The sequence below is a fragment of the Pseudomonas sp. HB05 genome (genome assembly GCF_016756915.1).
Taxonomy (GTDB): domain Bacteria; phylum Pseudomonadota; class Gammaproteobacteria; order Pseudomonadales; family Pseudomonadaceae; genus Aquipseudomonas; species Aquipseudomonas alvandae.
On record NZ_JAESPG010000020.1, the window covers coordinates 15340 to 39976 of the forward strand.

Sequence of the window (24637 nt, forward strand, 5' to 3'; positions counted from 1 at the left end):
GGGAATGGAAGATGGATCTGGATCATCAAGGATCTCTCTGACGCAGGAAGCCGTTGGAAGCCCGGTTTACCTGGCCTTCAGAACCATTCGTGGATCATCTGAAAACTGCTGGGCGATGCTCATGCAGGTAACGAATATAGGACGTTTCGCCGACGATTTACACGGCTCTTTACATCTGTCCCACAAAAAAAGCCATGCAGAAGAAGCTCGGTAGGCCTTGGAACATCTGTCGAAACAATCAGTCATAGCTATGTGCCATATCGGTACTTCACAAGGAACCCAGTGATGCGCAGCTTTTCGAAACGTTCGTCGACTCAACTTGCTACCGCGACCTTGCTGCTCGGCAGCCTGACTTTGGCCGGTGCTGCCCAAGCTGCTGTTGAAGTCTCCTCCGATGGGTTGTCCTACGTCGACGTCATCCCTGCCCTTCGTTATGACCAATCTGACAAGTACGTACTGGTCAAGACCCACATCAACGCCAGCGCGCTGGAAGACCTGCCAAAAACCGTGAAGGACAACGCCGCCGAACTGGAAAACCAGAAGCGCACGCTCAGCGAACAGGCTCGACAAATCGAAGAACTCAAGCACAACAGTGGATCCAGCTCCACCTCCAGCAGCCGGGAGATCGACGAGCTCAAGCGCACCATCAAGGAACAGGAAAGCGATCTGAAGGATCTTGGCAAGCAGGTGGAAGAACTCAAGCGCAATAGCGGCTCCAGTTCGAGTTCGAGCAATAGCGAGATTTCGTCCCTGAAACGGGAACTCAGTGATCAGGACAGCGAGATGAGCCAGCTTAAACGCACGGTCGAGGAACTGAGCAGGAAGGTGAAATAACGAGGGGGGATGGTGCCCGAGACAGGAATCGAACCTGCGACCTTCGCGTTACGAGTGCGCTGCTCTACCGACTGAGCTACACGGGCGGTGGCTAAAACTAGCACCGTCCCCTGTAGCCAGGCAACCTGCCTGGCAGTGATTTTCGCCACACAGCAAAACGCCCCGAACCAGTCGGGGCGTTTGCTTGTTCAGTGGCTAAGCGAGGGGCTGATTAAACGCCCGATGCCTTGGCTGCCGCGACGTCCTTGATGGACAGCTTGATACGGCCGCGGTTGTCCACGTCCAGTACCAGCACTTCCACTTCCTGGCCTTCTTTCAGGATGTCGGTCACTTTCTCGACGCGAGCATCGCTCAGCATGGAGATGTGGACCAGGCCGTCCTTGCCCGGCAGGATGTTGACGAACGCGCCGAAGTCGACGATGCGCTCGACCTTGCCGACGTAGATCTTGCCGATCTCGGCTTCCGCGGTGATGCCCAAGACGCGCTGGCGTGCTGCTTCTGCCGCTTCCTTGGTTTCGCCGAAGATCTTGATCGAACCGTCGTCTTCGATGTCGATCGAAGCCTTGGTTTCTTCGCAGATCGCACGGATGGTCGCGCCGCCTTTACCGATGACATCACGGATCTTGTCGGTGTCGATTTTCATCGCGATCATGGTCGGAGCGTTTTCCGACAGTTCGGTACGGGACTGACCGATGATCTGGTTCATCTGGCCGAGGATGTTCAGGCGCGCTTCCAGGGCTTGGCCCAGGGCGATTTCCATGATCTCTTCGGTGATGCCCTTGATCTTGATGTCCATCTGCAGTGCGGTAACGCCCTTGGCGGTACCGGCCACTTTGAAGTCCATGTCGCCCAGGTGGTCTTCGTCACCCAGGATGTCGGTCAGGACAGCGAACTTTTCGCCTTCCTTGACCAGACCCATCGCGATACCGGCAACCGGCGCCTTCATCGGTACGCCAGCGTCCATCAGGGCCAGGGAAGCGCCGCAGACCGAAGCCATCGAGCTCGAACCGTTGGATTCGGTAATTTCCGAGACCACACGGATGGTGTACGGGAATACGTCAGCGGCTGGCAGCATGGCCTGGACCGAACGACGGGCCAGACGGCCGTGGCCGATTTCGCGGCGACCGGCGCCACCCATGCGACCACACTCGCCCACCGAGAACGGCGGGAAGTTGTAGTGCAGCATGAACGGGTCTTTCTTTTCGCCTTCCAGGGTGTCGAGCAGTTGCGCGTCACGGGCGGTGCCCAATGTTGCAACGACCAGGGCCTGGGTTTCGCCACGGGTGAACAGTGCCGAACCGTGAGTCTTCGGCAGGACGCCGACTTCGATGTTCAGCGGACGTACGGTGCGGGTGTCGCGACCGTCGATACGTGGCTTGCCGTTGACGATATTTTCGCGAACGGTGCGGTATTCGATTTCACCGAAAGCAGCCTTGACGTCGCTGGCCGATGGCTGACCTTCTTCGCCGGAGAACTTGGCAACGACCTGGTCTTTCAGCTCACCCAGGCGCGCATAACGGTCGGCCTTGATGGTGATGGTGTAGGCCTGGGAGATCGCGTCGCCGAACTCGGCACGGATCGCGCCCAGCAGCTCAGTGGCTTCTGGCTGTGGAGCCCAGGTCCAGGTTGGCTTGGCGGCTTCGGCGGCGAGTTCCTTGACGGCGTTGATCACCACCTGGAACTCGTCGTGGGCAAACAGCACGGCGCCCAGCATCTGGTCTTCGGTCAGCTCTTTGGCTTCGGATTCAACCATCAGCACGGCTTCGGAAGTACCGGCCACGACCATGTCCAGGCTGGAAGCCTTCAACTGCTCGTAGGTCGGGTTCAGCAGGTAGCCGGTGCTCTCGTGGAACGCAACGCGGGCAGCGCCGATCGGACCATCGAAAGGAATGCCGGAGATCGCCAGGGCAGCCGAGGTACCGATCATCGCAGCGATGTCCGGATCGGTTTTCTTGCTGGTGGACACGACGGTGCAGACAACCTGCACTTCGTTCATGAAGCCTTCTGGGAACAGCGGACGGATCGGACGGTCGATCAGTCGGGAAGTCAGGGTTTCTTTCTCGGAAGGACGGCCTTCGCGCTTGAAGAAACCGCCAGGGATCTTACCGGCAGCGTAAGTCTTTTCCTGGTAGTGGACGGACAGAGGGAAAAAGCCCTTGCCCGGATCGGCTTGCTTGGCACCGACAACGGTCACCAATACGCTGACGTCGTCGTCAACGGTGACCAGCACTGCGCCGGAGGCCTGACGGGCGATACGGCCAGTCTCGAGGGTAACGGTCGACTGACCGAACTGGAATTTTTTGATTACCGGGTTCACGGTGTCCTACCTTCTTTGTGGCTCTTGGGGAACTTGTCTTCTTGCGAAATTCTTGGGCAATGGCGGGAGTCGGCCCGACGTTTGTCCAGGGTAAAACGTGTATCCAGATAAAACTTGAGGCTGGGAGCCTGCCATGCACCAGCGGAAACCCACTGACGCACGACAGACCACCAACCTCTAGCGCAATCGCTATTAGCGACGCAGACCCAGGCGAGCGATCAGAGCGCTGTAACGGCTCACGTCCTTGCCTTTCAGGTAGTCCAGCAGCTTGCGACGCTGGTTTACCATGCGGATCAGACCACGACGGGAGTGGTGATCTTTACCGTTGGCCTTGAAGTGACCTTGCAGTTTGTTGATGTTGGCGGTCAGCAGTGCAACTTGCACTTCTGGCGAACCAGTGTCACCAACAGCTTGCTGGTAGTCAGCTACGATTTGAGCTTTTTCTTGAACGTCGAGAGCCATGAGGCAATCCTTTTAGTCAGGAAGCTGTTCCGAGGAACAGCTTCAACAGGCCAGGGACAAATCCCTGTATCTATAAATGAGTAGTGACCGTGCCTGTTAACAGCCACACTCGCCAACCTGCTGTTACACAGGCTGGTTCCGGTCATTCCGACCGAATCAGTCGACGCGGCGCAATGCGCCCGTCTTCGCTCACTTCACCGATACCAATGAAGCGACCGTTGTGATCCTGTACCCGGACCATGCCGAACTTCGGCGCATCCGGGGCACGTACCGGCTGGCCGTTGAGCCAGTAGAACGCACTGTGTTCCGAGAACTGCAAGAGCGGCCAATCCAGCAGGCCGCTGTCCGATGGCATCAGGAAGCGGTCGACCGCTTCGTTGCCGCCTTCGGCATGCACCGCTTCGAGCTCTTCCAGCGTGACCGTCTGGGCCAACGTGAAAGGCCCGGCCTGGGTCCGTCGCAATTCTGCCACGTACGCGCCACAACCGAGCTGCTCGCCAATATCCTCCACCAGGGTTCGGATATAGGTGCCTTTGCTGCAATCCACTGCCAGCCGCGCAGTATTACCGTCAAAGGCCAGCAATTCCAAGCGCGCAATAGTAACAGAACGCGGTTCACGCTCCACTACTTCGCCTGCACGGGCCAGTTTGTACAACGGCTGGCCATCACGCTTGAGGGCGGAGTACATCGGCGGTATCTGACTGATTTGTCCGCGAAATTTCGGCAGCACCGCCTCGACATCCGCCTGACCAACGGTCACCGGGCGCTCCAGCAAAACCTCACCTTCGGCGTCCGCCGTGGTGGTGGTCTTGCCCAACTGCGCCAGGGTTTCATAACCCTTGTCGGAATCGAGCAGGTACTGGGAGAACTTGGTTGCCTCGCCAAAGCACAGCGGCAGCACGCCAGTAGCCAGCGGATCGAGGCTGCCGGTGTGACCGGCCTTCTCGGCGTTGAGCAACCAGCGCACTTTCTGCAAGGCTGCGTTGGAAGTGAATCCCAGCGGCTTGTCGAGCAGGATGATGCCGCTGACGTTACGACGGATACGTTTGACCTGAGCCACCGATTACTCCTTGGTGTCTTCGGGTTCAGCGGTCGCCGGGTGCTGGCTGTCTTCGGCCACGGCACGCTCGATCAGCGCCGACAGATGCGCGCCACGCACGACGCTCTCGTCGTAGTGGAAGTGCAACTGCGGAACGCTGCGCAGCTTCATTTCCCGGGCCAACTGCATACGCAGGAAACCGGCAGCCGAATTGAGCACCTTGATGCTCTGGGCGATTTCTTCGGCGCTGTCCTGACCCATCACGGTGATGAAAATCTTCGCGTGACCGACGTCACGGCTGACTTCCACTGCGGTAATGGTGACCAGGCCGACGCGCGGGTCCTTGACTTCGCGACGGATCAGCTGGGCCAGCTCGCGCTGCATCTGATCGCCGATTCGTTGGGTACGGCTGTATTCTTTTGCCATGTCTTGTTACCTGTAACTGCCCCACGGTCAAACCCGCGAGGTCTGAAAGCGGCAAACGCCCGGCCTGGCAAAAGCCAGACCGGGCGTTGCGTTTAGAGTCCGCCAGCCAGGCAGCGCATGTTCATGCGGCTGCCCGACGCGGCTCTTGAAGTACGCGAGTCAGAGGCTGCGAGCAACCTGGACCTTCTCGAAGACTTCGATCTTGTCGCCGACCTTGACGTCGTTGTAGCTCTTGACGCCAATACCGCATTCCATGCCGGCACGCACTTCGGAAGCGTCATCCTTGAAGCGACGCAGGGATTCCAGCTCGCCTTCGAAGATCACGATGTCTTCACGCAGTACGCGGATCGGACGGTTACGGTGAACGACACCTTCGATCACCATGCAACCAGCGATGGCACCGAACTTCGGCGAACGGAACACGTCGCGAACTTCGGCCACGCCCAGGATGTTCTCCCGAACGTCGCTGCCCAACATACCGGTCAACGCTTTCTTGACGTCTTCGATGATGTCGTAGATCACGTTGTAGTAACGCATGTCCAGGCCTTCCTGCTCGACGATCTTGCGAGCGCCAGCATCGGCACGCACGTTGAAGCCGAACAGTACAGCGTTGGAAGCCAGTGCCAGGTTGGCGTCGGATTCGGTGATACCACCGACACCGCCACCGACCACGCGCACTTGCACTTCGTCGTTACCCAGGCCGTTCAGAGCGCCCTGCAAAGCTTCCAACGAGCCACGGACGTCAGATTTGAGGACGATGTTGAGCGTCTTCTTCTCTTCCTGGCCCATGTTCTCGAAGATGTTTTCCAGCTTGCCGGCGTGAGCGCGAGCCAGCTTGACTTCGCGGAACTTGCCTTGACGGAACAGCGCGACTTCACGGGCTTTCTTCTCGTCAGCCACAACGCTCATTTCGTCACCAGCGTCCGGAGTACCGTCCAGGCCTAGGATCTCGACCGGGATAGCCGGACCGGCTTCCTTGATTGGCTTGCCGTTCTCGTCGAGCATGGCGCGCACGCGGCCATAGTTCGAGCCGACCAGCACCATGTCGCCTTGACGCAGGGTACCGTCTTGAACCAGTACGGTAGCCACCGGGCCGCGGCCCTTGTCGAGGCGCGATTCAACGACCACACCACGGCCAGGAGCCGAAGGCGTAGCGGTCAGTTCGAGAACCTCGGCCTGCAACAGAACGGCTTCGAGCAGTTCGTCAACACCGGTACCCATCTTCGCCGAGACCGGAACGAATGGAGTGTCACCACCCCACTCTTCGGAGGTCACGCCGTGAACCGACAGTTCGCTGCGGATGCGATCGAGATCAGCGCCCGGCTTGTCGATCTTGTTCACTGCCACCACCAGCGGCACGCCAGCTGCCTTGGCATGCTGAACGGCTTCGATGGTTTGCGGCATCACGCCGTCGTCCGCTGCAACCACCAGGATCACGATGTCGGTCGCCTTGGCACCACGGGCACGCATCGCGGTAAACGCGGCGTGACCCGGGGTGTCGAGGAACGTCACCATGCCGCGGTCGGTTTCAACGTGATAGGCACCGATGTGCTGGGTGATACCACCCGCTTCGCCAGCCGCAACCTTGGCACGACGAATATAGTCGAGCAGGGACGTTTTACCGTGGTCGACGTGGCCCATGACGGTCACGACCGGAGCACGGGAAACCGCCTCACCTTCGAACTTCAGGGACTCGGCCAAGGAATCTTCCAGGGCGGTGTCGCTGACCAGGGTCACTTTGTGGCCCAGCTCTTCAGCGACCAGCTGGGCAGTTTCCTGGTCCAGAACCTGGTTGATGGTGGCCGGGGTCCCCAGCTTGAACATGAACTTGATGATTTCAGCAGCCTTGACCGACATCTGCTGGGCCAGGTCGCCCACAGTGATGGTCTCGCCGATCTTCACTTCGCGCACGACAGGGCCGGTTGGGCTCTGGAAACCGTGAGCGTTGCGTTTCTTCAGCTTGGCCTTGCCACGACCGCCGCGACGGAAGCCATCGCTCTCTTCGTCGGTAGTACGAGGCGCAACGCGTGGTGCCGGCGCCTTTTCCTTGACCGAAGCACGATGAGGCGCGTTCTTACGCTCGCCATCGCCACTACCACGACGGTTGTCGTCGGCACGTGGTTTGTCGGGACGACGCTGTTCGTCGCGCTTGCGGGTATCGGCCGGAGCCGGCGCCGGCGCTACGACTGGAGCGGCTTCGCGCACAGGTTCGGCAACCGAGGCAACAGCCTCGACAGCTTCGGCCGGAGCGGGTTGCGCAGCAGCAGGCTGGCGACGCGCTTCTTCTTCAGCGCGACGCTTGGCTTCTTCTTCAGCCTTCTGACGAGCAGCATTTTCTACTGCGCGACGTTCTTCCAGTTCGCGTTTGCGCTCGGCTTCGATTTCTTCCGGGCTACGTTGTACGAAGACTTTCTTCTTGCGTACTTCAACGCTGATGCTTTTGCTACCGGCAACACGCAGGGTGCTGGTGGTTTTACGCTGCAGAGTGATCTTGCGCGGTTCTTCCACTTTCGCCTTGTGACTGCTCTTCAAGTGAGTCAGCAGGGACTGCTTCTCACTGTCGGTCACATGTTCCTCGGCGGCGGTGTGCGGCAGACCTGCCTCACGCATCTGCTGCAACAGGCGCTCTACCGGTGTTTTGACCTCATCGGCCAGTTGTTTCACCGTGACTTGCGTCATGCACTTCTCTCCTCAGGCCGCGCCTAATTACTCGAACCAGTGGGCTCGGGCGGCCATGATCAACTTGCCGGCACGATCATCGTCAATGCCGTCGATGTCGAGCAGGTCGTCAATAGACTGCTCGGCCAGGTCTTCGCGGGTAATTACGCCGCGCACCGCCAGTTCCATCGCCAAATCCTTGTCCATGCCCTCAAGCGAGAGCAGGTCTTCGGCCGGATGGGCGTCTGCCAGCTTTTCCTCAGTAGCGATGGCTTTGGTCAACAAGCGATCCTTGGCCCGAGCGCGAAGCTCGTTGACGATTTCCTCGTCAAAGCCGTCGATGTTGAGCATTTCCTCCACCGGTACGTAGGCAATCTCTTCCAGGCTGGTAAAGCCTTCATCCACCAGCACCTGCGCCAGTTCTTCATCGACTTCAAGCTCTTCGATGAAGTTGCGCAGGATGTCGCCGGTTTCAGCTTGCTGCTTAGCCTGGATGTCCGATTCGGTCATCACGTTCAGGGTCCAGCCAGTCAATTGGCTCGCCAGACGCACGTTCTGACCACCGCGACCGATGGCCTGAGCCAGATTGTCTGCGCCAACGGCGATGTCCATGGCATGGGCATCTTCGTCGACGATAATTGCCGCCACTTCAGCAGGCGACATGGCATTGATCACGAACTGAGCCGGGTTGTCGTCCCACAGGACGATGTCCACACGCTCGCCGCCCAACTCGCCGGATACGGCCTGGACACGCGAACCACGCATGCCGATGCAGGCACCTTGCGGGTCGATACGCTTGTCCTTGGAGCGGACCGCGATCTTGGCGCGCGAACCCGGATCACGGGAAGCGGCCATGACTTCGATCAGGCCTTCAGCAATTTCCGGCACTTCGATGCGGAACAACTCGATCAGCATTTCCGGCGCGGTACGCGACAGGATCAACTGCGGGCCCCGGTTCTCGGTGCGGATTTCCTTGAGCAGCGCACGCAAACGCACACCAACCCGGAAAGTTTCGCGAGAAATGATGTCTTCGCGAGCCAGCAACGCTTCGGCGTTGTTGCCCAGGTCGACGATCACATTGTCGCGGGTGACTTTTTTCACGGTGCCGGAGATGATTTCTCCCAGGCGCTCGCGGTAAGCGTCGACGACTTGCGCGCGCTCGGCTTCGCGAACTTTCTGCACAATGACCTGCTTGGCAGTCTGTGCAGCGATGCGACCGAATTCAATGGACTCGATTTTTTCTTCGACGACATCACCGACCTTGGCGCCCGGATGCGTTTCCGCAACCTTGCTCGGCCAGGTTTCGATAGCCGGGTCGTCCAGGTCGGCTTCCTCGACAACCGTCCAGCGACGGAAAGTCTCGTAGGAACCGGTGTGGCGATTGATTTCCACACGCAAATCAACTTCGTCTTCAAACCGCTTCTTGGTAGCAGTGGCCAGGGCCAGCTCCAGCGCTTCAAAAATAACGTTAGCCGGTACGCCCTTTTCATTGGATACCGACTCAACAACCAGCAGTACTTCTTTGCTCATCGTACGCCTCGCCTTTCGCAAGCCATTGGATCCGCGGGATCCGCAGTATCTGGCACGTATCAGTCAAAACTGGGAATAATGTTGGCCTTGTCGATCATGTCGATCGGCAACAGGAACTCGTGCTCGTCTACTTGCACCACGACGTCCTGCTCTTCTACACCGCGTAGAAGGCCTTGGAAGTTGCGTCGACCTTCGAAAGGCGAGCGCAGCCTGATCTTCACTTGTTCACCGGCAAACGAAGCAAACTGCTCAAGAGTGAACAGCGGGCGCTCCATGCCAGGCGAGGAAACTTCAAGGGTGTATTCGGAGGTGATTGGATCTTCAACATCCAGCACCCCACTGATCTGACGGCTGACAATGGCGCAATCGTCCACCAGCACTCCGCCTTCTTTATCAATATAAACGCGCAACATTGAGTGGCGACCTTGAGCCGAAAACTCAATACCCCAGCATTCATAGCCTAGGGCCACGACCACCGGGGCCAACAAGGCCTGCAACTCTTCTAGCTTGCTCGACACCTGAACCCCCTCGTGCATGTAGTGCATGCTTTGCAAAATAAAAAATGGGCGAAACGCCCATCCTTGAAACGCCGTTGAACAGCGGCGTTATAAAGTGTCCAGCTAACAAAAAGCCCCTTGGAAGGGGCCCTGAAACTGGTTGCGGGAGCCGGATTTGAACCGACGACCTTCGGGTTATGAGCCCGACGAGCTACCAGGCTGCTCCATCCCGCGACAAAGCTGGGGCGGAAGTATACGACCGATCCCTTATAGGGTCAATGTAACCCTTCCACCTACAAGAAAGCCCGCAATAGCGGGCTCTCCTGATAATTGGTACCGAGAAGGGGACTCGAACCCCTACACCCTATGGGCACAACCACCTCAAGGTTGCGTGTCTACCAATTCCACCACCTCGGCAATACAGCGTTTGAAACCTTCTTACTTCTGCTCTTGAGCTGGAGGTACGTCAGTCGCCGAATTAGCCGACTTTTGCTCTTGAAGCACCGGGACATCATCAGAAGCCGGTTGTTGCTTTGGCGCTTCCAACACCGCTGGGTTTGGCAGACCTACTTGAGTCAGCTCTTGAGCCTTCTCTTTAGCAAAGTAACCTAACCCTAAGCTGGTTATGAAGAAACCGGCGGCGAGTATAGCAGTAAACTTACTAAGAAAGGTAGAGGAACCTTGGCTTCCGAATACAGTATTTGAAGCACCTGCACCGAACGACGCACCAGCATCCGCACCTTTACCCTGCTGCAGCAATACGAGAGCGACTACACCCAGCGCGCCCAGCAGATGAAAAACGACTACGACTGTTTCCAGCATTTTTTCAGTTTCCCGCGGCGCGACAGATCGCACCGAACTCATCTGCATTCAGGGACGCTCCACCAATGAGCCCCCCATCGATATCCGGCATGCCGAACAGTTCGGCCGCATTGGCCGCCTTCACGCTGCCGCCGTATAGAAGTCGCACACCTCGTGCCACTTCAGAATTTTCTGCCGCCAACTGCGCGCGAATGGCTGCATGCACATCCTGCGCCTGTTGCGGCGAAGCCGTCAGCCCAGTGCCAATGGCCCAGACCGGCTCATAGGCAATGACTGCCTTTGCAAAAGCACCGACACCCAAGTCTTCGATGATGCTGCCCAGCTGACGCCCGACAACCTCAAGCGTCTTGCCGGCTTCACGCTGCTCGAGGGTCTCCCCTACGCACAGCACCGGAATCAGACCACAAGCCTGGGCCGCAGCAAATTTGCGGATCAGCATCTTGTCCTGCTCGCCCATGATCTGGCGACGTTCGGAATGTCCGATCAGGACCAGGGAACACCCTGCATCCACCAATTGACTCGGCGCAATCTCACCGGTCAACGCACCTTGCATGGATTCCACCGCAGAGTTCTGCGCGCCGACCGAAATCGACTTACCCTTCAAGCCATCAACCACTTGGTTGATATACAAGCAAGGCGGGAATACCGCGACATCAACACCGCTTGGCAAGGCCAGATTACGAAGGCCTTTGATCAGCTCAGCGACGCTGGCGCGGGTACCGTGCATCTTCCAGTTACCAGCTACCATAGGGCGACGCATGCTGTACCTCGTCGGTCAAAGTGGGCGCAGATGTTACCCAACCGATTCATGACTGGCAAGCCGAATTCAGGCAGAAACTTCAGTTACAAGTTTCGCCAGCTCTTCGGCGTAACCGCGGACCTGTGCTTCATCCTCACCTTCGACCATGACACGCACCAAAGGCTCGGTACCCGACTTGCGCAGCAGTACCCGCCCACGCCCCGCCATTGCCTGGGTTACGCGCTCGCTGGCCTGCTTGACCATCGCATGCTCGAGCGGGCTCGCACCCCCACCGAAACGCACGTTGATCAGCACCTGCGGACACTTGCGCAACGCCTGGCGTGATTGCGCGAGACTTTCATTGCGCGCCTTGAGCGCCATCAGTACCTGCAGCGCCGCGATGATCGCATCCCCGGTAGTGGTGTGATCGAAACAGACGATATGCCCCGAGTTTTCGCCACCAATCACCCAGTTGCGCTCCAGCAGCTCCGAGATGACATAACGGTCACCCACATTGGCTCGCACAAAGGGTATGTCCAGGTCCGCAAGGGCCAGCTCAAGCCCAAGATTACTCATCAACGTCCCAACGACGCCGCCTTGCAGCTTGCCGCGACCGTGCAGGTCTCGAGCGATGATGAACAGCAATTCGTCACCATCGACCACCGTACCTGTGTGATCGACCATCAGCACCCGGTCACCGTCGCCGTCAAAGGCGATCCCGAGATCAGCGTGCTCAGCCAGCACCGCCGCCTGCAACGCCTCGGTGTGCGTCGAGCCGCAGTTATGGTTGATGTTCAGCCCGTTAGGCTGGGCGGACAGCACCACCACCTCGGCGCCCAACTCACGAAAAACGCTAGGGGCGACCTTATAGGTTGCACCATGGGCGCAGTCGACGACAATCTTGAGGCCGGAAAAGCTGGTACCCGTCGGAACACTGCCTTTACAGAACTCGATGTAGCGACCCGACGCATCGTTGATCCGCGACACTTTACCGATCTTGCTCGACTCAACCACCGTCATCGGTGCATCCAGCAGCTCTTCGATCATCAACTCGATTTCATCCGGCAGTTTCGTGCCCTTGCCGGAAAAGAACTTGATACCGTTGTCATCATGGGGATTATGCGAGGCGCTGATCACGATACCGGCTTGCGCCTGGAAGGTTCGCGTCAGGTAGGCGATGGCAGGCGTAGGCATCGGCCCCAGCAACATGACGTCGGCGCCCGCCGACGTCAGGCCAGCTTCAAGCGCCGATTCAAACATATAGCCAGAGATCCGCGTGTCCTTGCCAACCAGCACTTTGCAGGCGCCCATTTTTCGGAACGCCATGCCCGCAGCCCAGCCGAGCTTGAGCATGAAATCGGGGGTAATAGGATATTCACCGACCCGACCACGGATACCGTCGGTGCCAAAATATTTCTTGCTCATAAGTGCTCCATCATTCTTATTCGGCTGAATCCACTGCTGCGATCATCCGCACGACGTCCATCGTTTCGACTACATCGTGTACCCGCAATATGCGCGCACCTTTCGTAATAGCCAATGCCGCGAGCGCAAGACCGCCATACAAGCGCTCACCCACCGGACGCCCCAAGGCATTTCCGATCATGCTCTTTCGCGAGACGCCAACCAACAAGGGGCGGCCCAGGGCATGCAGGGCTTCCATATGCTTGAACAGGCTGAGATTGTGCGCCAATGTCTTTGCAAAGCCGAACCCCGGATCAAGAATGATCCGCTCGGCAGGAATGCCCACGGCGGCACATTCATTCATTCGCGCCACCAGGAAATCACCGACTTCCCTGGTGACGTCCTCATAGCTCGGATCGTTCTGCATGGTTCCGGGCTCGCCAAGCATGTGCATCAGGCACACCGGTAAACCCGTGGACGCCGCGGCATCCAACGCGCCGTCACGCTGCAAAGAGCGAACGTCGTTGATCAATCCCGCCCCCAGGCGCGCCGCTTCGCGCATGACCGCAGGCGTGGACGTATCCACCGAAATGATGACATCAAGCTCGCGATGGATGCGCTCGACAATGGGCGCCACCCGCTCCAGCTCTTCGGTCGGAGAAACCGGCCGTGCACCGGGGCGGGTCGACTCACCACCGACGTCGATCAGCGTTGCACCTGCAGCCGCCATGGCCTCGGCATGTCGCAACGCCGCGTCAAGCTGGCTGAATCGGCCGCCGTCGGAAAAGGAATCGGGGGTGACATTGAGAATGCCCATGACGTGCGCATGGGATAAATCAAGAACCCGGCTGCCGCATGGCAACCGGGTCGAGGACTGGGCAGAAGTCATTTCAAGCCTTAAACGTCGGCAGCCGGACCGCCGATCGGTGCTTCCGGACGCTCGCCCTGTACCGCTGGCGGCGTACCGGAAGAACCCGTGCCACCCGACCAATCACGTGGCTCACGAGGTGGGCGCCCTGCCATGATGTCGTCGATCTGCTCGGCATCGATGGTTTCATACTTCATCAGGGCATCAGCCATCGCGTCCAGCTTGTCACGGTTATCCGTGAGGATCTGCTTGGCGGTACCGTAACACTGGTCGATGATGCTGCGCACCTCGGAGTCGATCAGCTTGGCGGTCTCACCCGAGAAGCTCGCATGCTGGCCACCACCACCGCGACCGAGGAATACTTCACCTTCCTCCTCCGCGTACATCAATGGCCCCAGCTTCTCGGAAAGCCCCCACTTGGTCACCATGTTCCGGGCGATCTGGCTAGCGCGCATGATGTCATTCGACGCGCCGGTCGTTACACCATCGAAGCCCAGGGTCATTTCCTCGGCGATACGACCGCCGTACAGCGAACAGATCTGGCTGATCAATGCACGCTTGGACAGGCTATAGCGATCTTCTTCCGGCAGGAACATGGTCACACCCAGCGCACGACCACGCGGAATGATCGAAACCTTGTACACCGGATCATGTTCAGGCACCACACGCCCGACGATGGCGTGACCCGCCTCGTGGTAAGCGGTGTTCTGTTTTTCTTTCTCCGACATGACCATGGATTTGCGCTCGGCGCCCATCATGATCTTGTCCTTGGCCAATTCGAATTCTTTCATTTCCACGATGCGCTTGCCGGAACGGGCGGCAAACAGCGACGCTTCGTTCACCAGGTTGGCCAGGTCGGCACCGGAGAAGCCTGGCGTACCACGAGCGATCACGCCTGGGGCGACGTCATCGCCCATCGGCACCTTGCGCATGTGGACCTTCAGGATCTGCTCGCGACCACGGATATCCGGCAGCCCCACCACGACCTGACGGTCGAAACGCCCAGGACGCAACAGCGCAGGGTCGAGCACGTCAGGACGGTTGGTAGCCGCGATCACAATGATCCCGTCGTTCATTTCAAAACCGTCCATCTCGACCAGCAACTGGTTGAGAGTCTGTTCGCGCTCATCGTGACCGCCGCCCATGCCGGCACCACGATGGCGACCGACGGCGTCGATTTCGTCAATGAAGATAATGCAGGGTGCGTGCTTCTTGGCCTGTTCGAACATGTCGCGAACGCGGCTGGCGCCCACACCGACGAACATTTCAACGAAGTCGGAACCGGAAATCGTGAAGAATGGTACTTTCGCTTCACCGGCGATCGCCTTGGCCAGCAAGGTCTTACCGGTGCCAGGAGGCCCCACCATCAACACGCCACGCGGAATACGACCACCCAGGCGCTGGAACTTGCCTGGATCGCGGAGGAATTCAACCAGCTCACCAACCTCTTCCTTGGCCTCGTCGCAACCAGCGACATCGGCAAGGGTAGTCTTGACCTGGTCTTCAGACAGCAATCGCGCCTTGCTCTTGCCAAAGCTCATCGGCCCGCCTTTACCGCCCGCACCGCCCTGCATCTGGCGCATGAAGAACATGAACACCGCGATGATCACCAGGATCGGGAAACTCGCGACCAGGAGCTGGGTCCAGATACTTTGCTGTTCCGGCTGTTTGCCTTCGACCACGACATGGTTGTCCACGAGGTCGCCGATCAGCCCATTGTCCTGAATAGCCGGACGAATGGTCTTGAAGCTGTCGCCATCGGTGCGCTTGCCGGTAATCACATAACCATCAACGGCTACGCGCTCGACCTTGCCATCCTTGACCTGCTGGATGAAGTCGGAATAGTTGAGGGTCTGCGGCTCGTTAGGGCTGGAGAAGTTGTTCATCACGGTCACAAGGACAGCGGCGATGATCAACCACAGGATCAGATTCTTTGCCATATCGTTCAATTAACTACCCTCTGAAGCAAGCTCCGCTAATGGCGCGCGCTTCGCATGATATTCACCGGCCTAACTTACTACATTACCTACGACTCTGGCAGGCGCCGTCTGTAACCCTTTGTGAAACACTTTCTACACAATATTCGTTAATGCTCGCGGGACGAAATACGAAAAACCTATCGCCCCGGTCGAAAAACCTCTTATTCCTCACTGCGACCACGGAACCCACGACCCAGCAGGTACTGCTCACGGGAGCGATCACGCGATGATTTCGGCTTGCGCGTCGTGACTTTCTCGAACTGCTTGCGCACGCTCTTGTGGTATTCGTCGAAGCCTTCACCCTGGAAGACCTTGATCAAAAAATCACCACCTGGCTTCAACACCCGAGTCGCAAGGTCCAGCGCCAACTCGCACAGGAACATCGATCGCGGCATATCAACAGATGCCAGTCCACTCATATTGGGGGCCATATCGGAAATCACAAGGTCCACCTCGTTTTTTCCAACCGCTTCGAGGATCTGCGCCAGTACGGCGTCCTCGGTAAAGTCGCCCTGAATGAAGGTCACATCCGGGATGCTGTCCATTTCCAGGATATCGGAAGCGATCAGAGTGCCTTGCCCACCAATCAGACGACTGGTCACTTGGGACCAGCCACCCGGGGCGGCACCCAAGTCGATCACGCTCATGCCTGGACGGATCAAACGGTCTCTTTCCTGAATCTCCAGCAGCTTGTAGCTGGCACGGGAACGATACCCGTCTTTTTGCGCCATTTTCACGAATGGATCGTTGAAATGCTCTTGCAGCCATTTAAGACTTGTCTTGGAACGGGCCACGGGCCACCTCAAAAATAAAACGGGTCGTGATTAAGTGGGCGGTCCCGGACTCGCTCGGGTAAACTGGCCGCCGCTTTTTTACAAGATCAGACGCAGGGGTCAGATTATGCCGCTCACTCAAGAGCAGAAGAAACAATACAAATCCATCGGCCACCATCTGAAACCGGTTTTGACTGTGGCTGACAACGGTTTGACTGAAGGTGTGCTCGCCGAATTGGAACGCGCCTTGGGCGATCACGAGCTGATCAAGATCAAGCTCAACATCCTCGATCGCGAAGCCCGCCTGGCTGCCGTTGCCGAACTGTGCAAGACCGGCAAGGCAGACCTGGTGCAGGTCATCGGCAAGATGGCGCTGATTTATCGCAAGAATTTCAGCGTCAACAAGCAACTGTCGAACGTTCACCGCTTCAAGTGATGTCAAAGGGTCAAGGGTGTGCCTCGCACACCCTGCCACTCCAGCCAGGAACCGGCTGCAATACAAGTACCAATCCGGAAAAACCCAGCACCAGGTAACTGAATACCTGCCACTGGCTCGCATCCGGCCAGCCGAGATGCACCGCAAAGAACATTCCGCACGCGTACAACGACATGAGCAACAATTGCCCACGAATGTCGCGCCATAGACTGGCAAGGCCCTCGGCCTGAACCAGCACCAAAGCCTGAAACATCACACACGCCGCGGAAAACCCCACCAGCAGCGCCGTCAGCATGCCTGCGATTTCGTCGATGAGCAGCGGTGCCAGGCCAACTCGACCCAGCACCGGCAGCAAACCAATGTGCAACAACCAGATGCCGCCCACCCATAACATCTGGGTGAGCTGCCAGATCATGGCGCCGGCTCGCAGCGGGCGCCTTCGTTCAGATGTGACGGACTTCGACAATCTCATACTCGATGACACCACCCGGCGTCTTCACCGCCACCACATCGCCCTCTTCCTTGGCAATCAAGGCGCGAGCAATAGGTGAACCGACGGAAATCTTGCCGAGCTTGATGTCTGCCTCGTCCTCGCCAACGATCTGGTAGGTCACGCTCTCATCGGTCTCGACGTTGGCGATTTCCACCGTGGTGCCGAAAATGACCTTGCCTGTATGCGGAATCGTCGTGACATCGATGATCACCGCATTCTGCATGCGGCCTTCGATGTCACGGACACGCGCCTCGACCATGCCTTGCTCTTCACGAGCTGCATGGTATTCGGCGTTTTCCTTGAGATCTCCCAACTCGCGGGCCTCACCAATTGCCTGGCTCAAGCGCGGACGCTCGACCTTGGTCAGGAAAGCGTGTTCTTCTTCCAGGGCCTTCGCGCCCTGAACAGTCATCGGGTACTTGGTTATGCTCATGCCTTCAATCCTGCATGTAGATCCTGCAAGCGACGTACGGTCTTCTCGGGACCGAACTTGAGTGCTTCGCAGATCGCTTCGCCCGCAGCAATGGTCGTGGTGCAGTAGATCTTGTGCTGCAGCGCGTTGCGACGAATGGAGTAGGAATCGGCGATCGACTGGCGACCTTCCGTGGTGTTGATGATCAGCGTGACTTCGTCATTCTTGATCATGTCGACCACGTGCGGACGACCCTCGGTCACTTTGTTCACGCGGCGCACTTTCAGCCCCGCCGCCTCGATCAGCTTGGCGGTGCCGGCAGTGGCAACCACTTCGAAGCCCAAGTTGATCAGATCACGGGCCACACCTGCAACCAGTGGCTTGTCGTCATCACGCACGCTGATGAACGCGGTGCCGCCAGTCGGCAATACTTCGCTGGCGCCCATTTGTGCCTTGGCGAAGGCTTCACCGAACGTATCGCCCACGCCCATGACTTCACCGGTCGACTTCATTTCCGGGCCGAGGATCGGGTCCACACCCGGGAACTTGGCGAACGGGAACACTGCCTCTTTCACGCTATAGAAGTTCGGAATGATTTCCTTGGTGAAACCAAGCTCTTTCAGGGTTTTGCCAGCCATGACCCGTGCCGCGATCATTGCCAGGGAAACACCGATGCACTTGGAAACGAACGGCACGGTACGGGAAGCACGAGGGTTGACTTCGATGACGTAGATGTCTTCGCCCTGCAGCGCCAACTGCACGTTCATCAGGCCGATAACGCCCAGTTCCAGGGCCATTTTCTTGACCTGCTCGCGCATCTCATCCTGGATGTGCGCCGGCAGCGAGTATGGCGGCAGCGAGCACGCGGAGTCACCGGAGTGAACACCGGCCTGCTCGATGTGCTGCATGATCGCGCCGATCACCACGTCCTTGCCATCGCTGACCGCATCCACGTCCATTTCGATGGCGCAGTTGAGGAAGTGGTCCAGCAGCACCGGGCTGTCGTTGGAGACCTGGACCGCTTCACGCAGGTAACGCTTGAGCTCGTCTTCCTGGTAGACGATCTCCATCGCGCGGCCACCCAGTACATAGGACGGACGCACCACCAGTGGATAACCGATCTTCGCGGCGGCACGAATCGCTTCGTCTTCGCTGCGCACGGTGGCGTTTGGCGGCTGGCGCAGGTTCAGGCGCTCGACCATCTGCTGGAAGCGCTCACGATCTTCGGCACGGTCGATGGCATCCGGGCTGGTGCCGATGATCGGCACGCCGGCGGCTTCAAGGGCGCGAGCCAGTTTCAACGGGGTCTGGCCGCCGTACTGGACGATCACGCCTTTTGGCTTCTCGACACGGACGATTTCCAGCACGTCTTCCAGGGTCACTGGCTCGAAGTACAGGCGATCGGAGGTGTCGTAGTCGGTGGACACGGTTTCCGGGTTGCAGTTGACCATGATGGTCTCGTAACCGTCGTCGCGCAGGGCCAGTGCCGCGTGTACGCAGCAGTAGTCGAACTCGATACCCTGGCCGATCCGGTTAGGACCGCCACCCAGGATCATGATCTTGTCCCGGGTCGATGGCGCGGCTTCGCACTCTTCTTCGTACGTGGAATACAGATAGGCGGTGTCGGTGGCGAACTCGGCCGCGCAGGTGTCGACGCGCTTGTAGACCGGGAACACGTCCAGCTTGTGACGATGGGCGCGCAGGCTCTTCTCGGTCACACCCAGCAGCTTGGCCAGGCGCATGTCGGAGAAACCTTTGCGCTTGAGGCGGAACATCATGTCGTGGTCGATGCTGGACATGCCCAGGGTCTTGACCTTCTCTTCTTCCTTGATCAGATCTTCGATCTGTACCAGGAACCAAGGGTCGATCATGTTCATGCCGAATATCTGCTCGACGGTCATGCCCGCGCGGAAAGCATCGGCCACGTACCAGATGCGCTCGGCGCCCGGTACGGTCAGCTCGCGCTTGAGCTCGCTCATGCTTTCCGGATTGCTCAGGTCCAGCTTCGGATCCAGGCCGCAGACGCCGACTTCCAGACCGCGAAGGGCTTTCTGCAGGGATTCCTGGAAGGTCCGGCCGATGGCCATGACTTCACCGACCGACTTCATTTGAGTGGTCAGGCGGGCATCGGCCTTGGCGAATTTCTCGAAGGCGAAGCGTGGCAGCTTGGTCACAACGTAGTCGATGGACGGCTCGAAGGACGCCGGGGTCTTGCCGCCGGTGATGTCGTTCGACAGCTCGTCCAGGGTGTAGCCCACAGCCAGCTTGGCAGCAACCTTGGCGATCGGGAAACCAGTGGCTTTCGACGCCAGGGCCGAAGAACGGGACACCCGCGGGTTCATCTCGATGACCACCATGCGACCGGTATTCGGACAGATGCCGAACTGGACGTTGGAGCCGCCGGTTTCCACGCCGATCTCGCGCAGCACCGCCAGGGAGGCGTTACGCAAGATCTGGTATTCCTTGTCGGTCAAGGTCTGGGCCGGTGCGACGGTGATCGAGTCACCGGTGTGCACGCCCATCGGGTCGAAGTTCTCGATGGAGCAGACGATGATGCAGTTGTCCTTTTTGTCGCGGACAACTTCCATTTCATATTCTTTCCAGCCGATCAGGGATTCGTCGATCAGCAGCTCCTTGGTCGGCGACAAGTCGAGACCACGGGCGCAGATTTCCTCGAACTCTTCACGGTTGTAGGCGATGCCGCCACCGGTGCCGCCCATGGTGAAGGACGGACGGATGATGCACGGGAAGCCGAGGCGTTCCAGGACGGCGTTGGCCTCTTCCATGCTGTGGGCGATGCCCGAGCGTGGGCAGTCCAGGCCGATGGATTTCATCGCCTTGTCGAAACGCGAACGATCTTCGGCCTTGTCGATGGTGTCGGCGTTGGCACCGATCATTTCTACACCGAACTTCTCCAGGACGCCTTCGCGCTCCAGGTCCAGGGCGCAGTTCAGCGCAGTCTGGCCACCCATGGTCGGCAGCAGCGCGTCCGGGCGCTCTTTCTCGATGATCTTGGCGACGGTCTGCCACTTGATCGGTTCGATGTAGGTGGCGTCGGCCATGGCCGGGTCGGTCATGATGGTGGCCGGGTTGGAGTTCACCAGGATGACGCGGTAGCCCTCTTCGCGCAGGGCTTTACAGGCCTGGGCGCCGGAGTAGTCGAATTCGCAGGCCTGGCCGATCACGATCGGGCCAGCGCCAAGAATCAGGATGCTTTTTATGTCTGTACGTTTTGGCATGGGTTTGTCACTCAAATCCGCAGGTCAGTCGGCTAGGCCGTCGAACAATCTTTGAAGCGCCCGTGGGGGCCACCGCGTTCGGGGCCGCCCTCGGGCTTCGCGCGGTCAGCGTCGCTTGGCCATCTCATTGATGAAGCGATCGAACAGCGGCGCCACATCGTTCGGGCCCGGGCTCGCTTCAGGGTGGCCCTGGAAGCTGAACGCGCTCTTGTCGGTACGCTCGATACCTTGCAGCGTGCCGTCGAACAGCGACTTGTGGATCGCGCGAACGTTGGCCGGCAGGGTCGCTTCATCCACGGCAAAACCGTGGTTCTGGCTGGTGATCATCACCACGCCGGTGTCCAGGTCTTGGACCGGGTGGTTCGCACCGTGGTGGCCGTGGCCCATTTTCAGGGTCTTGGCGCCCGAAGCGAGGGCCAGCAACTGGTGACCGAGGCAGATACCGAATACCGGGATCTCGGTTTCCAGCACGTCCTTGATCGCCTGGATCGCGTAGTCGCAAGGCTCCGGGTCACCCGGGCCGTTGGACAGGAACACACCGTCGGGCTTGAGGGCCAGGACGTCGGCGGCCGGGGTTTGCGCCGGAACCACGGTGACGCGGCAGCCACGCTCGACCAGCATGCGCAGGATGTTCAGCTTGACGCCGTAGTCGTACGCCACCACGTGGTACGGCAGTTCGGAAGCCTCGATCGTCGCGTGACTGTCGGTCTTCAGGTCCCAGACCGTGGAGCGCCACTCGTACTGCGTCTTGGTGCTGACGACTTTCGCCAGGTCCATGCCCTTGAGGCCAGGAAAACCCTGGGCAGCGGCGATGGCGGCTTCTTCGGAAATGTTGTCGCCGGCCATGATGCAGCCGTTCTGCGCGCCTTTTTCCCGAAGGATGCGGGTCAGGCGACGGGTGTCGATACCGGCGATCGCCACGACGTTGTTGGCTTTCAGGTAATCGGACAGGGACATCGTGTTACGCCAGTTGCTCGCTACCAGCGGCAAGTCACGAATGACCAGGCCGGCGGACCAGACACGATCGGACTCGGCGTCTTCCGGCGTGGTGCCGGTGTTGCCGATGTGCGGGTAAGTCAGGGTAACGATTTGCTGGGCGTAGGAAGGATCGGTAAGAATTTCCTGATAGCCGGTCATTGCGGTGTTAAACACCACCTCACCAACGGTCTGACCGTCGGCTCCAATGGCTTCGCCGCGAAAAATGCTGCCATCAGCAAGGGCGAGTATGGCTGGCTTAGTCAAGAAGACCTCCCGTAAATAAAGCCTGAAAGGGCGATCGCAGGTTGTAAAAAAGCGGAGTGACGTATGGACACGTCACCCCGCTTGTTCACTGAATTATTCTGCGCGCTTTTAGTGGACACACTAAAGCTGTAGCTTACAGAAAAAGGCTTTTTTGGTCCACCGCTAATGAGCCTTAAAGGCAGGGGAATGCGACAGGTCGTCGCGAAGCGGTGTAAAACGGGGCTCAGTATAACCTGAACCCCGCCTCCAGGGACATCAACGCAGGTCGAGAACGTCCTGCATGTCGTACAAACCAGGCTCGCGCCCATCCAGCCACAACGCGGCACGCACGGCGCCCTTGGCGAAGGTCATCCGGCTCGACGCCTTGTGGGTGATCTCCAGGCGCTCGCCTTCGGTGGCGAACAACACGGTATGGTCACCCACCACGTCACCACCACGTACGGTCGCGAAGCCGATGGTGTCGCGCTCGCGAGCACCGGTATGCCCCTCGCGCCCATACACGGCGACCTGCCGCAGATCCCGCCCCAGCGCATCGGCAATTACTTCACCCATGCGCAAGGCCGTTCCCGAAGGCGCATCGATCTTGTGCCGGTGATGGGCCTCGATGATTTCGATATCCGCATCGTCACCCAGGACCCGCGCCGTCAAGTCGAGCAATTTGAGCGACAGGTTCACGCCCACGCTGAAATTCGCCGCGAACACGATTGGAATGTCCTTGCCAGCTTCGGCCAGCAACTGCTTCTGCGCAGCATCCAGACCGGTCGTACCGATAACCATGGCCTTGCCTGCCTTGCGGCAGACGGCAAGGTTCTTCAGCATGACTTCCGGCAAGGTGAAATCAATGAGGACGTCAAATTCGTCGATCACCTTTTCCAGTCCACCGGACATCGGCACGCCGATACGCCCAATCGAGGCCAATTCGCCAGCGTCGGCTCCGACCAGGGTGCTGTCAGGCCGGACGATGGCAGCCGTCAGTCCCGACAGCGGCGAACGCTGCTGCACCGCCTCGACCAACGCCTTGCCCATGCGCCCGGCGGCGCCCATCACTGCTATACGTCGCATGCGGACTCCTTAGAGATCGCCGAAGAAGCGCTTCACGCCTTCGAACCAGCCAGTGGTTTTTGGCGAGTGGCTGTTGTCATCCGCAAGGGAGCTGCGGAACTCCTCAAGCAACTCACGCTGGCGCCGGCTCAGGTTGACCGGGGTTTCCACCGCCACACGACACATCAGGTCGCCCGCACCGCCGCCCCGCACTGGCGCGACGCCCTTGCCGCGAATCCGGAACTGTTTGCCGGTCTGCGTGCCTTCAGGGATCTTCAGCTTGACGCGACCGTCGAGGGTCGGGATCTCAAGCTCGCCACCCAAGGCTGCATCGACAAAGCTGATCGGCACTTCACAGAACAGGTGCTTGCCGTCGCGCTGGAAGATCGCGTGCTCGCGCACATTGATCACGACGTACAAATCGCCCGTCGGGCCGCCCTGGGCCCCCGCCTCGCCTTCGCCAGACAAGCGGATGCGGTCACCGGTGTCGACACCGGCCGGCACCTTGACCGACAGCGTCTTGTATTCTTCGACGCGCCCTTCGCCGTGGCAGGAGTCGCACGGGTCGGAAATGATCTTGCCTTGACCGTGACACCGCGGGCAGGTCTGCTGGACCGAGAAGAAGCCCTGCTGCATGCGAACCTGGCCGATACCGCCACAGGTCGGGCAGGTCACGGGCGAGGAACCCTTCTTGGCCCCCGAGCCATCGCACGGCTTGCAGTTGACCAGCGTCGGGACACGGATATTGACCGTCGTACCGCGCACCGCTTCTTCCAGGTTAAGCTCCAGCGTGTAGCGCAGGTCACTGCCACGCTGGGCGCCACCACGGGCACCGCCGCGACCACCGCCGAAAAAATCGCTGAAAACATCGCCGAAGATGTCGGAGAAGTTCTGGCCGCCGAAACCGGCGCCACCGCCGCCCATGCTTGGGTCGACACCGGCATGACCGTACTGGTCGTAGGCCGCGCGCTTACTGGAGTCGGACAGGACTTCGTAAGCCTCGTTGGCTTCCTTGAACATCTCTTCCGACGCTTTGTCGCCGGGATTACGGTCCGGGTGATGCTTCATCGCCAGGCGACGATAAGCCTTTTTCAGCTCTGCCTCGCTGGCACCGCGCTCGACACCCAATACTTCGTAAAAATCACGCTTTGCCATTAGTCTTTGCACTCTTATAGGACGTTCGGCAAACCTCTCCTGAACCTTGCCAAACTCGTTGAGCCCCAATACAGGCCCGGACCCAACTCACGTCAATTCAACGATCCTGGTCGTAGGCTTTGTAGGAAAAGTGCCTGCGCGACGTCTCCTACAATCCAAATCTTTCAGCCAGGGCCCCGGCCAAAATGCGGTGCTCATCGCCCGAAAAGCAGGAGCATTCCCGAACACACCGCCAACACCCGAACACTGTCGCATGTTGTAAAAATTCGCT

At 59.0% G+C, this 24637-nt stretch carries 21 protein-coding genes and 3 tRNA genes; 2 read left to right on the forward strand and 22 right to left on the reverse strand.

All coding sequences use genetic code 11. From position 1 onward, the window contains the following. The first annotated feature begins 285 nt into the window (after positions 1-285). Complete coding sequence (locus JMN22_RS18020; protein ID WP_030139795.1) at positions 286-834, forward strand: hypothetical protein; 549 nt, start codon at positions 286-288, stop codon at positions 832-834. 10 nt (positions 835-844) lie between these two features. On the opposite strand, the gene JMN22_RS18025 is transcribed toward JMN22_RS18020, so the two are convergent. The 16 genes from JMN22_RS18025 to rlmE form a co-directional block, all read right to left on the reverse strand. Then, positions 845-920 (reverse strand) — tRNA-Thr (locus tag JMN22_RS18025). A gap of 125 nt (positions 921-1045) precedes the next feature. Further along, complete coding sequence (gene pnp / locus JMN22_RS18030) at positions 1046-3151, reverse strand: polyribonucleotide nucleotidyltransferase (RefSeq protein ID WP_030139794.1); 2106 nt, start codon at positions 3149-3151, stop codon at positions 1046-1048. 192 nt (positions 3152-3343) lie between these two features. Beyond that, positions 3344-3613, reverse strand: a complete 270-nt coding sequence (gene rpsO, locus JMN22_RS18035; protein WP_011332409.1) for a 30S ribosomal protein S15 — start codon at positions 3611-3613, stop codon at positions 3344-3346. A gap of 142 nt (positions 3614-3755) precedes the next feature. Continuing rightward, positions 3756-4673, reverse strand: a complete 918-nt coding sequence (truB, locus tag JMN22_RS18040; RefSeq protein ID WP_030139793.1) for a tRNA pseudouridine(55) synthase TruB — start codon at positions 4671-4673, stop codon at positions 3756-3758. A gap of 3 nt (positions 4674-4676) precedes the next feature. Then, complete coding sequence (rbfA, locus tag JMN22_RS18045; RefSeq protein ID WP_198797616.1) at positions 4677-5078, reverse strand: 30S ribosome-binding factor RbfA; 402 nt, start codon at positions 5076-5078, stop codon at positions 4677-4679. Between the two features lie 159 nt (positions 5079-5237). Next, positions 5238-7757, reverse strand: a complete 2520-nt coding sequence (gene infB, locus JMN22_RS18050) for a translation initiation factor IF-2 (RefSeq protein ID WP_198797617.1) — start codon at positions 7755-7757, stop codon at positions 5238-5240. Between the two features lie 27 nt (positions 7758-7784). Next, a complete protein-coding gene (gene nusA / locus JMN22_RS18055; RefSeq protein WP_181287550.1) occupies positions 7785-9266 on the reverse strand; it encodes a transcription termination factor NusA in 1482 nt (493 codons plus the stop codon). 59 nt (positions 9267-9325) lie between these two features. Beyond that, complete coding sequence (gene rimP, locus JMN22_RS18060; RefSeq protein WP_181287549.1) at positions 9326-9784, reverse strand: ribosome maturation factor RimP; 459 nt, start codon at positions 9782-9784, stop codon at positions 9326-9328. A gap of 136 nt (positions 9785-9920) precedes the next feature. Continuing rightward, positions 9921-9997 (reverse strand) — tRNA-Met (locus JMN22_RS18065). Positions 9998-10094: 97 nt separating this feature from the next. After that, a tRNA-Leu gene (locus JMN22_RS18070) sits at positions 10095-10180 on the reverse strand. 21 nt (positions 10181-10201) lie between these two features. Next, entirely contained in the window at positions 10202-10585 is a 384-nt protein-coding gene (gene secG / locus JMN22_RS18075) for a preprotein translocase subunit SecG (protein ID WP_030139789.1), read from the reverse strand. A 4-nt stretch (positions 10586-10589) separates the two neighbouring features. Next, a complete protein-coding gene (gene tpiA / locus JMN22_RS18080) occupies positions 10590-11345 on the reverse strand; it encodes a triose-phosphate isomerase (RefSeq protein ID WP_030139788.1) in 756 nt (251 codons plus the stop codon). A 66-nt stretch (positions 11346-11411) separates the two neighbouring features. Further along, complete coding sequence (gene glmM / locus JMN22_RS18085; protein WP_030139787.1) at positions 11412-12749, reverse strand: phosphoglucosamine mutase; 1338 nt, start codon at positions 12747-12749, stop codon at positions 11412-11414. 16 nt (positions 12750-12765) lie between these two features. After that, positions 12766-13617 carry a dihydropteroate synthase gene (gene folP / locus JMN22_RS18090; RefSeq protein ID WP_198797618.1) on the reverse strand — a complete coding sequence of 284 codons (852 nt, stop codon included), beginning with the start codon at positions 13615-13617 and terminating at the stop codon, positions 12766-12768. Positions 13618-13625: 8 nt separating this feature from the next. Further along, positions 13626-15536, reverse strand: coding sequence for an ATP-dependent zinc metalloprotease FtsH (gene ftsH, locus JMN22_RS18095; protein ID WP_030139785.1), 1911 nt, complete (start codon positions 15534-15536; stop codon positions 13626-13628). Between the two features lie 200 nt (positions 15537-15736). Beyond that, complete coding sequence (rlmE, locus tag JMN22_RS18100) at positions 15737-16369, reverse strand: 23S rRNA (uridine(2552)-2'-O)-methyltransferase RlmE (protein WP_003177853.1); 633 nt, start codon at positions 16367-16369, stop codon at positions 15737-15739. A 106-nt stretch (positions 16370-16475) separates the two neighbouring features. Between rlmE and JMN22_RS18105 the strand changes: the two genes are divergently transcribed. Beyond that, a complete protein-coding gene (locus tag JMN22_RS18105) occupies positions 16476-16784 on the forward strand; it encodes a YhbY family RNA-binding protein (RefSeq protein ID WP_003177852.1) in 309 nt (102 codons plus the stop codon). A gap of 10 nt (positions 16785-16794) precedes the next feature. On the opposite strand, the gene JMN22_RS18110 is transcribed toward JMN22_RS18105, so the two are convergent. From JMN22_RS18110 to dnaJ, 6 genes are all read right to left on the reverse strand, one after another. Next, on the reverse strand, positions 16795-17199 hold the full coding sequence (locus JMN22_RS18110; protein WP_030139784.1) for a hypothetical protein: 405 nt from the start codon (positions 17197-17199) through the stop codon (positions 16795-16797). Between the two features lie 28 nt (positions 17200-17227). Then, positions 17228-17704, reverse strand: coding sequence for a transcription elongation factor GreA (gene greA, locus JMN22_RS18115; protein ID WP_030139783.1), 477 nt, complete (start codon positions 17702-17704; stop codon positions 17228-17230). Between the two features lie 2 nt (positions 17705-17706). Next, positions 17707-20928, reverse strand: a complete 3222-nt coding sequence (gene carB / locus JMN22_RS18120) for a carbamoyl-phosphate synthase large subunit (RefSeq protein ID WP_198797619.1) — start codon at positions 20926-20928, stop codon at positions 17707-17709. Between the two features lie 105 nt (positions 20929-21033). Next, the gene (gene carA, locus JMN22_RS18125) at positions 21034-22170 is read right to left on the reverse strand and encodes a glutamine-hydrolyzing carbamoyl-phosphate synthase small subunit (RefSeq protein ID WP_030139781.1); all 1137 of its coding nucleotides are present in this window, start codon (positions 22168-22170) and stop codon (positions 21034-21036) included. Positions 22171-22425: 255 nt separating this feature from the next. Further along, positions 22426-23232: a 4-hydroxy-tetrahydrodipicolinate reductase gene (gene dapB / locus JMN22_RS18130; RefSeq protein ID WP_198797620.1), complete on the reverse strand. Its 807-nt coding sequence runs from the start codon at positions 23230-23232 to the stop codon at positions 22426-22428. Between the two features lie 9 nt (positions 23233-23241). Further along, positions 23242-24366, reverse strand: coding sequence for a molecular chaperone DnaJ (gene dnaJ / locus JMN22_RS18135; RefSeq protein WP_030139779.1), 1125 nt, complete (start codon positions 24364-24366; stop codon positions 23242-23244). Positions 24367-24637: the final 271 nt, after the last annotated feature.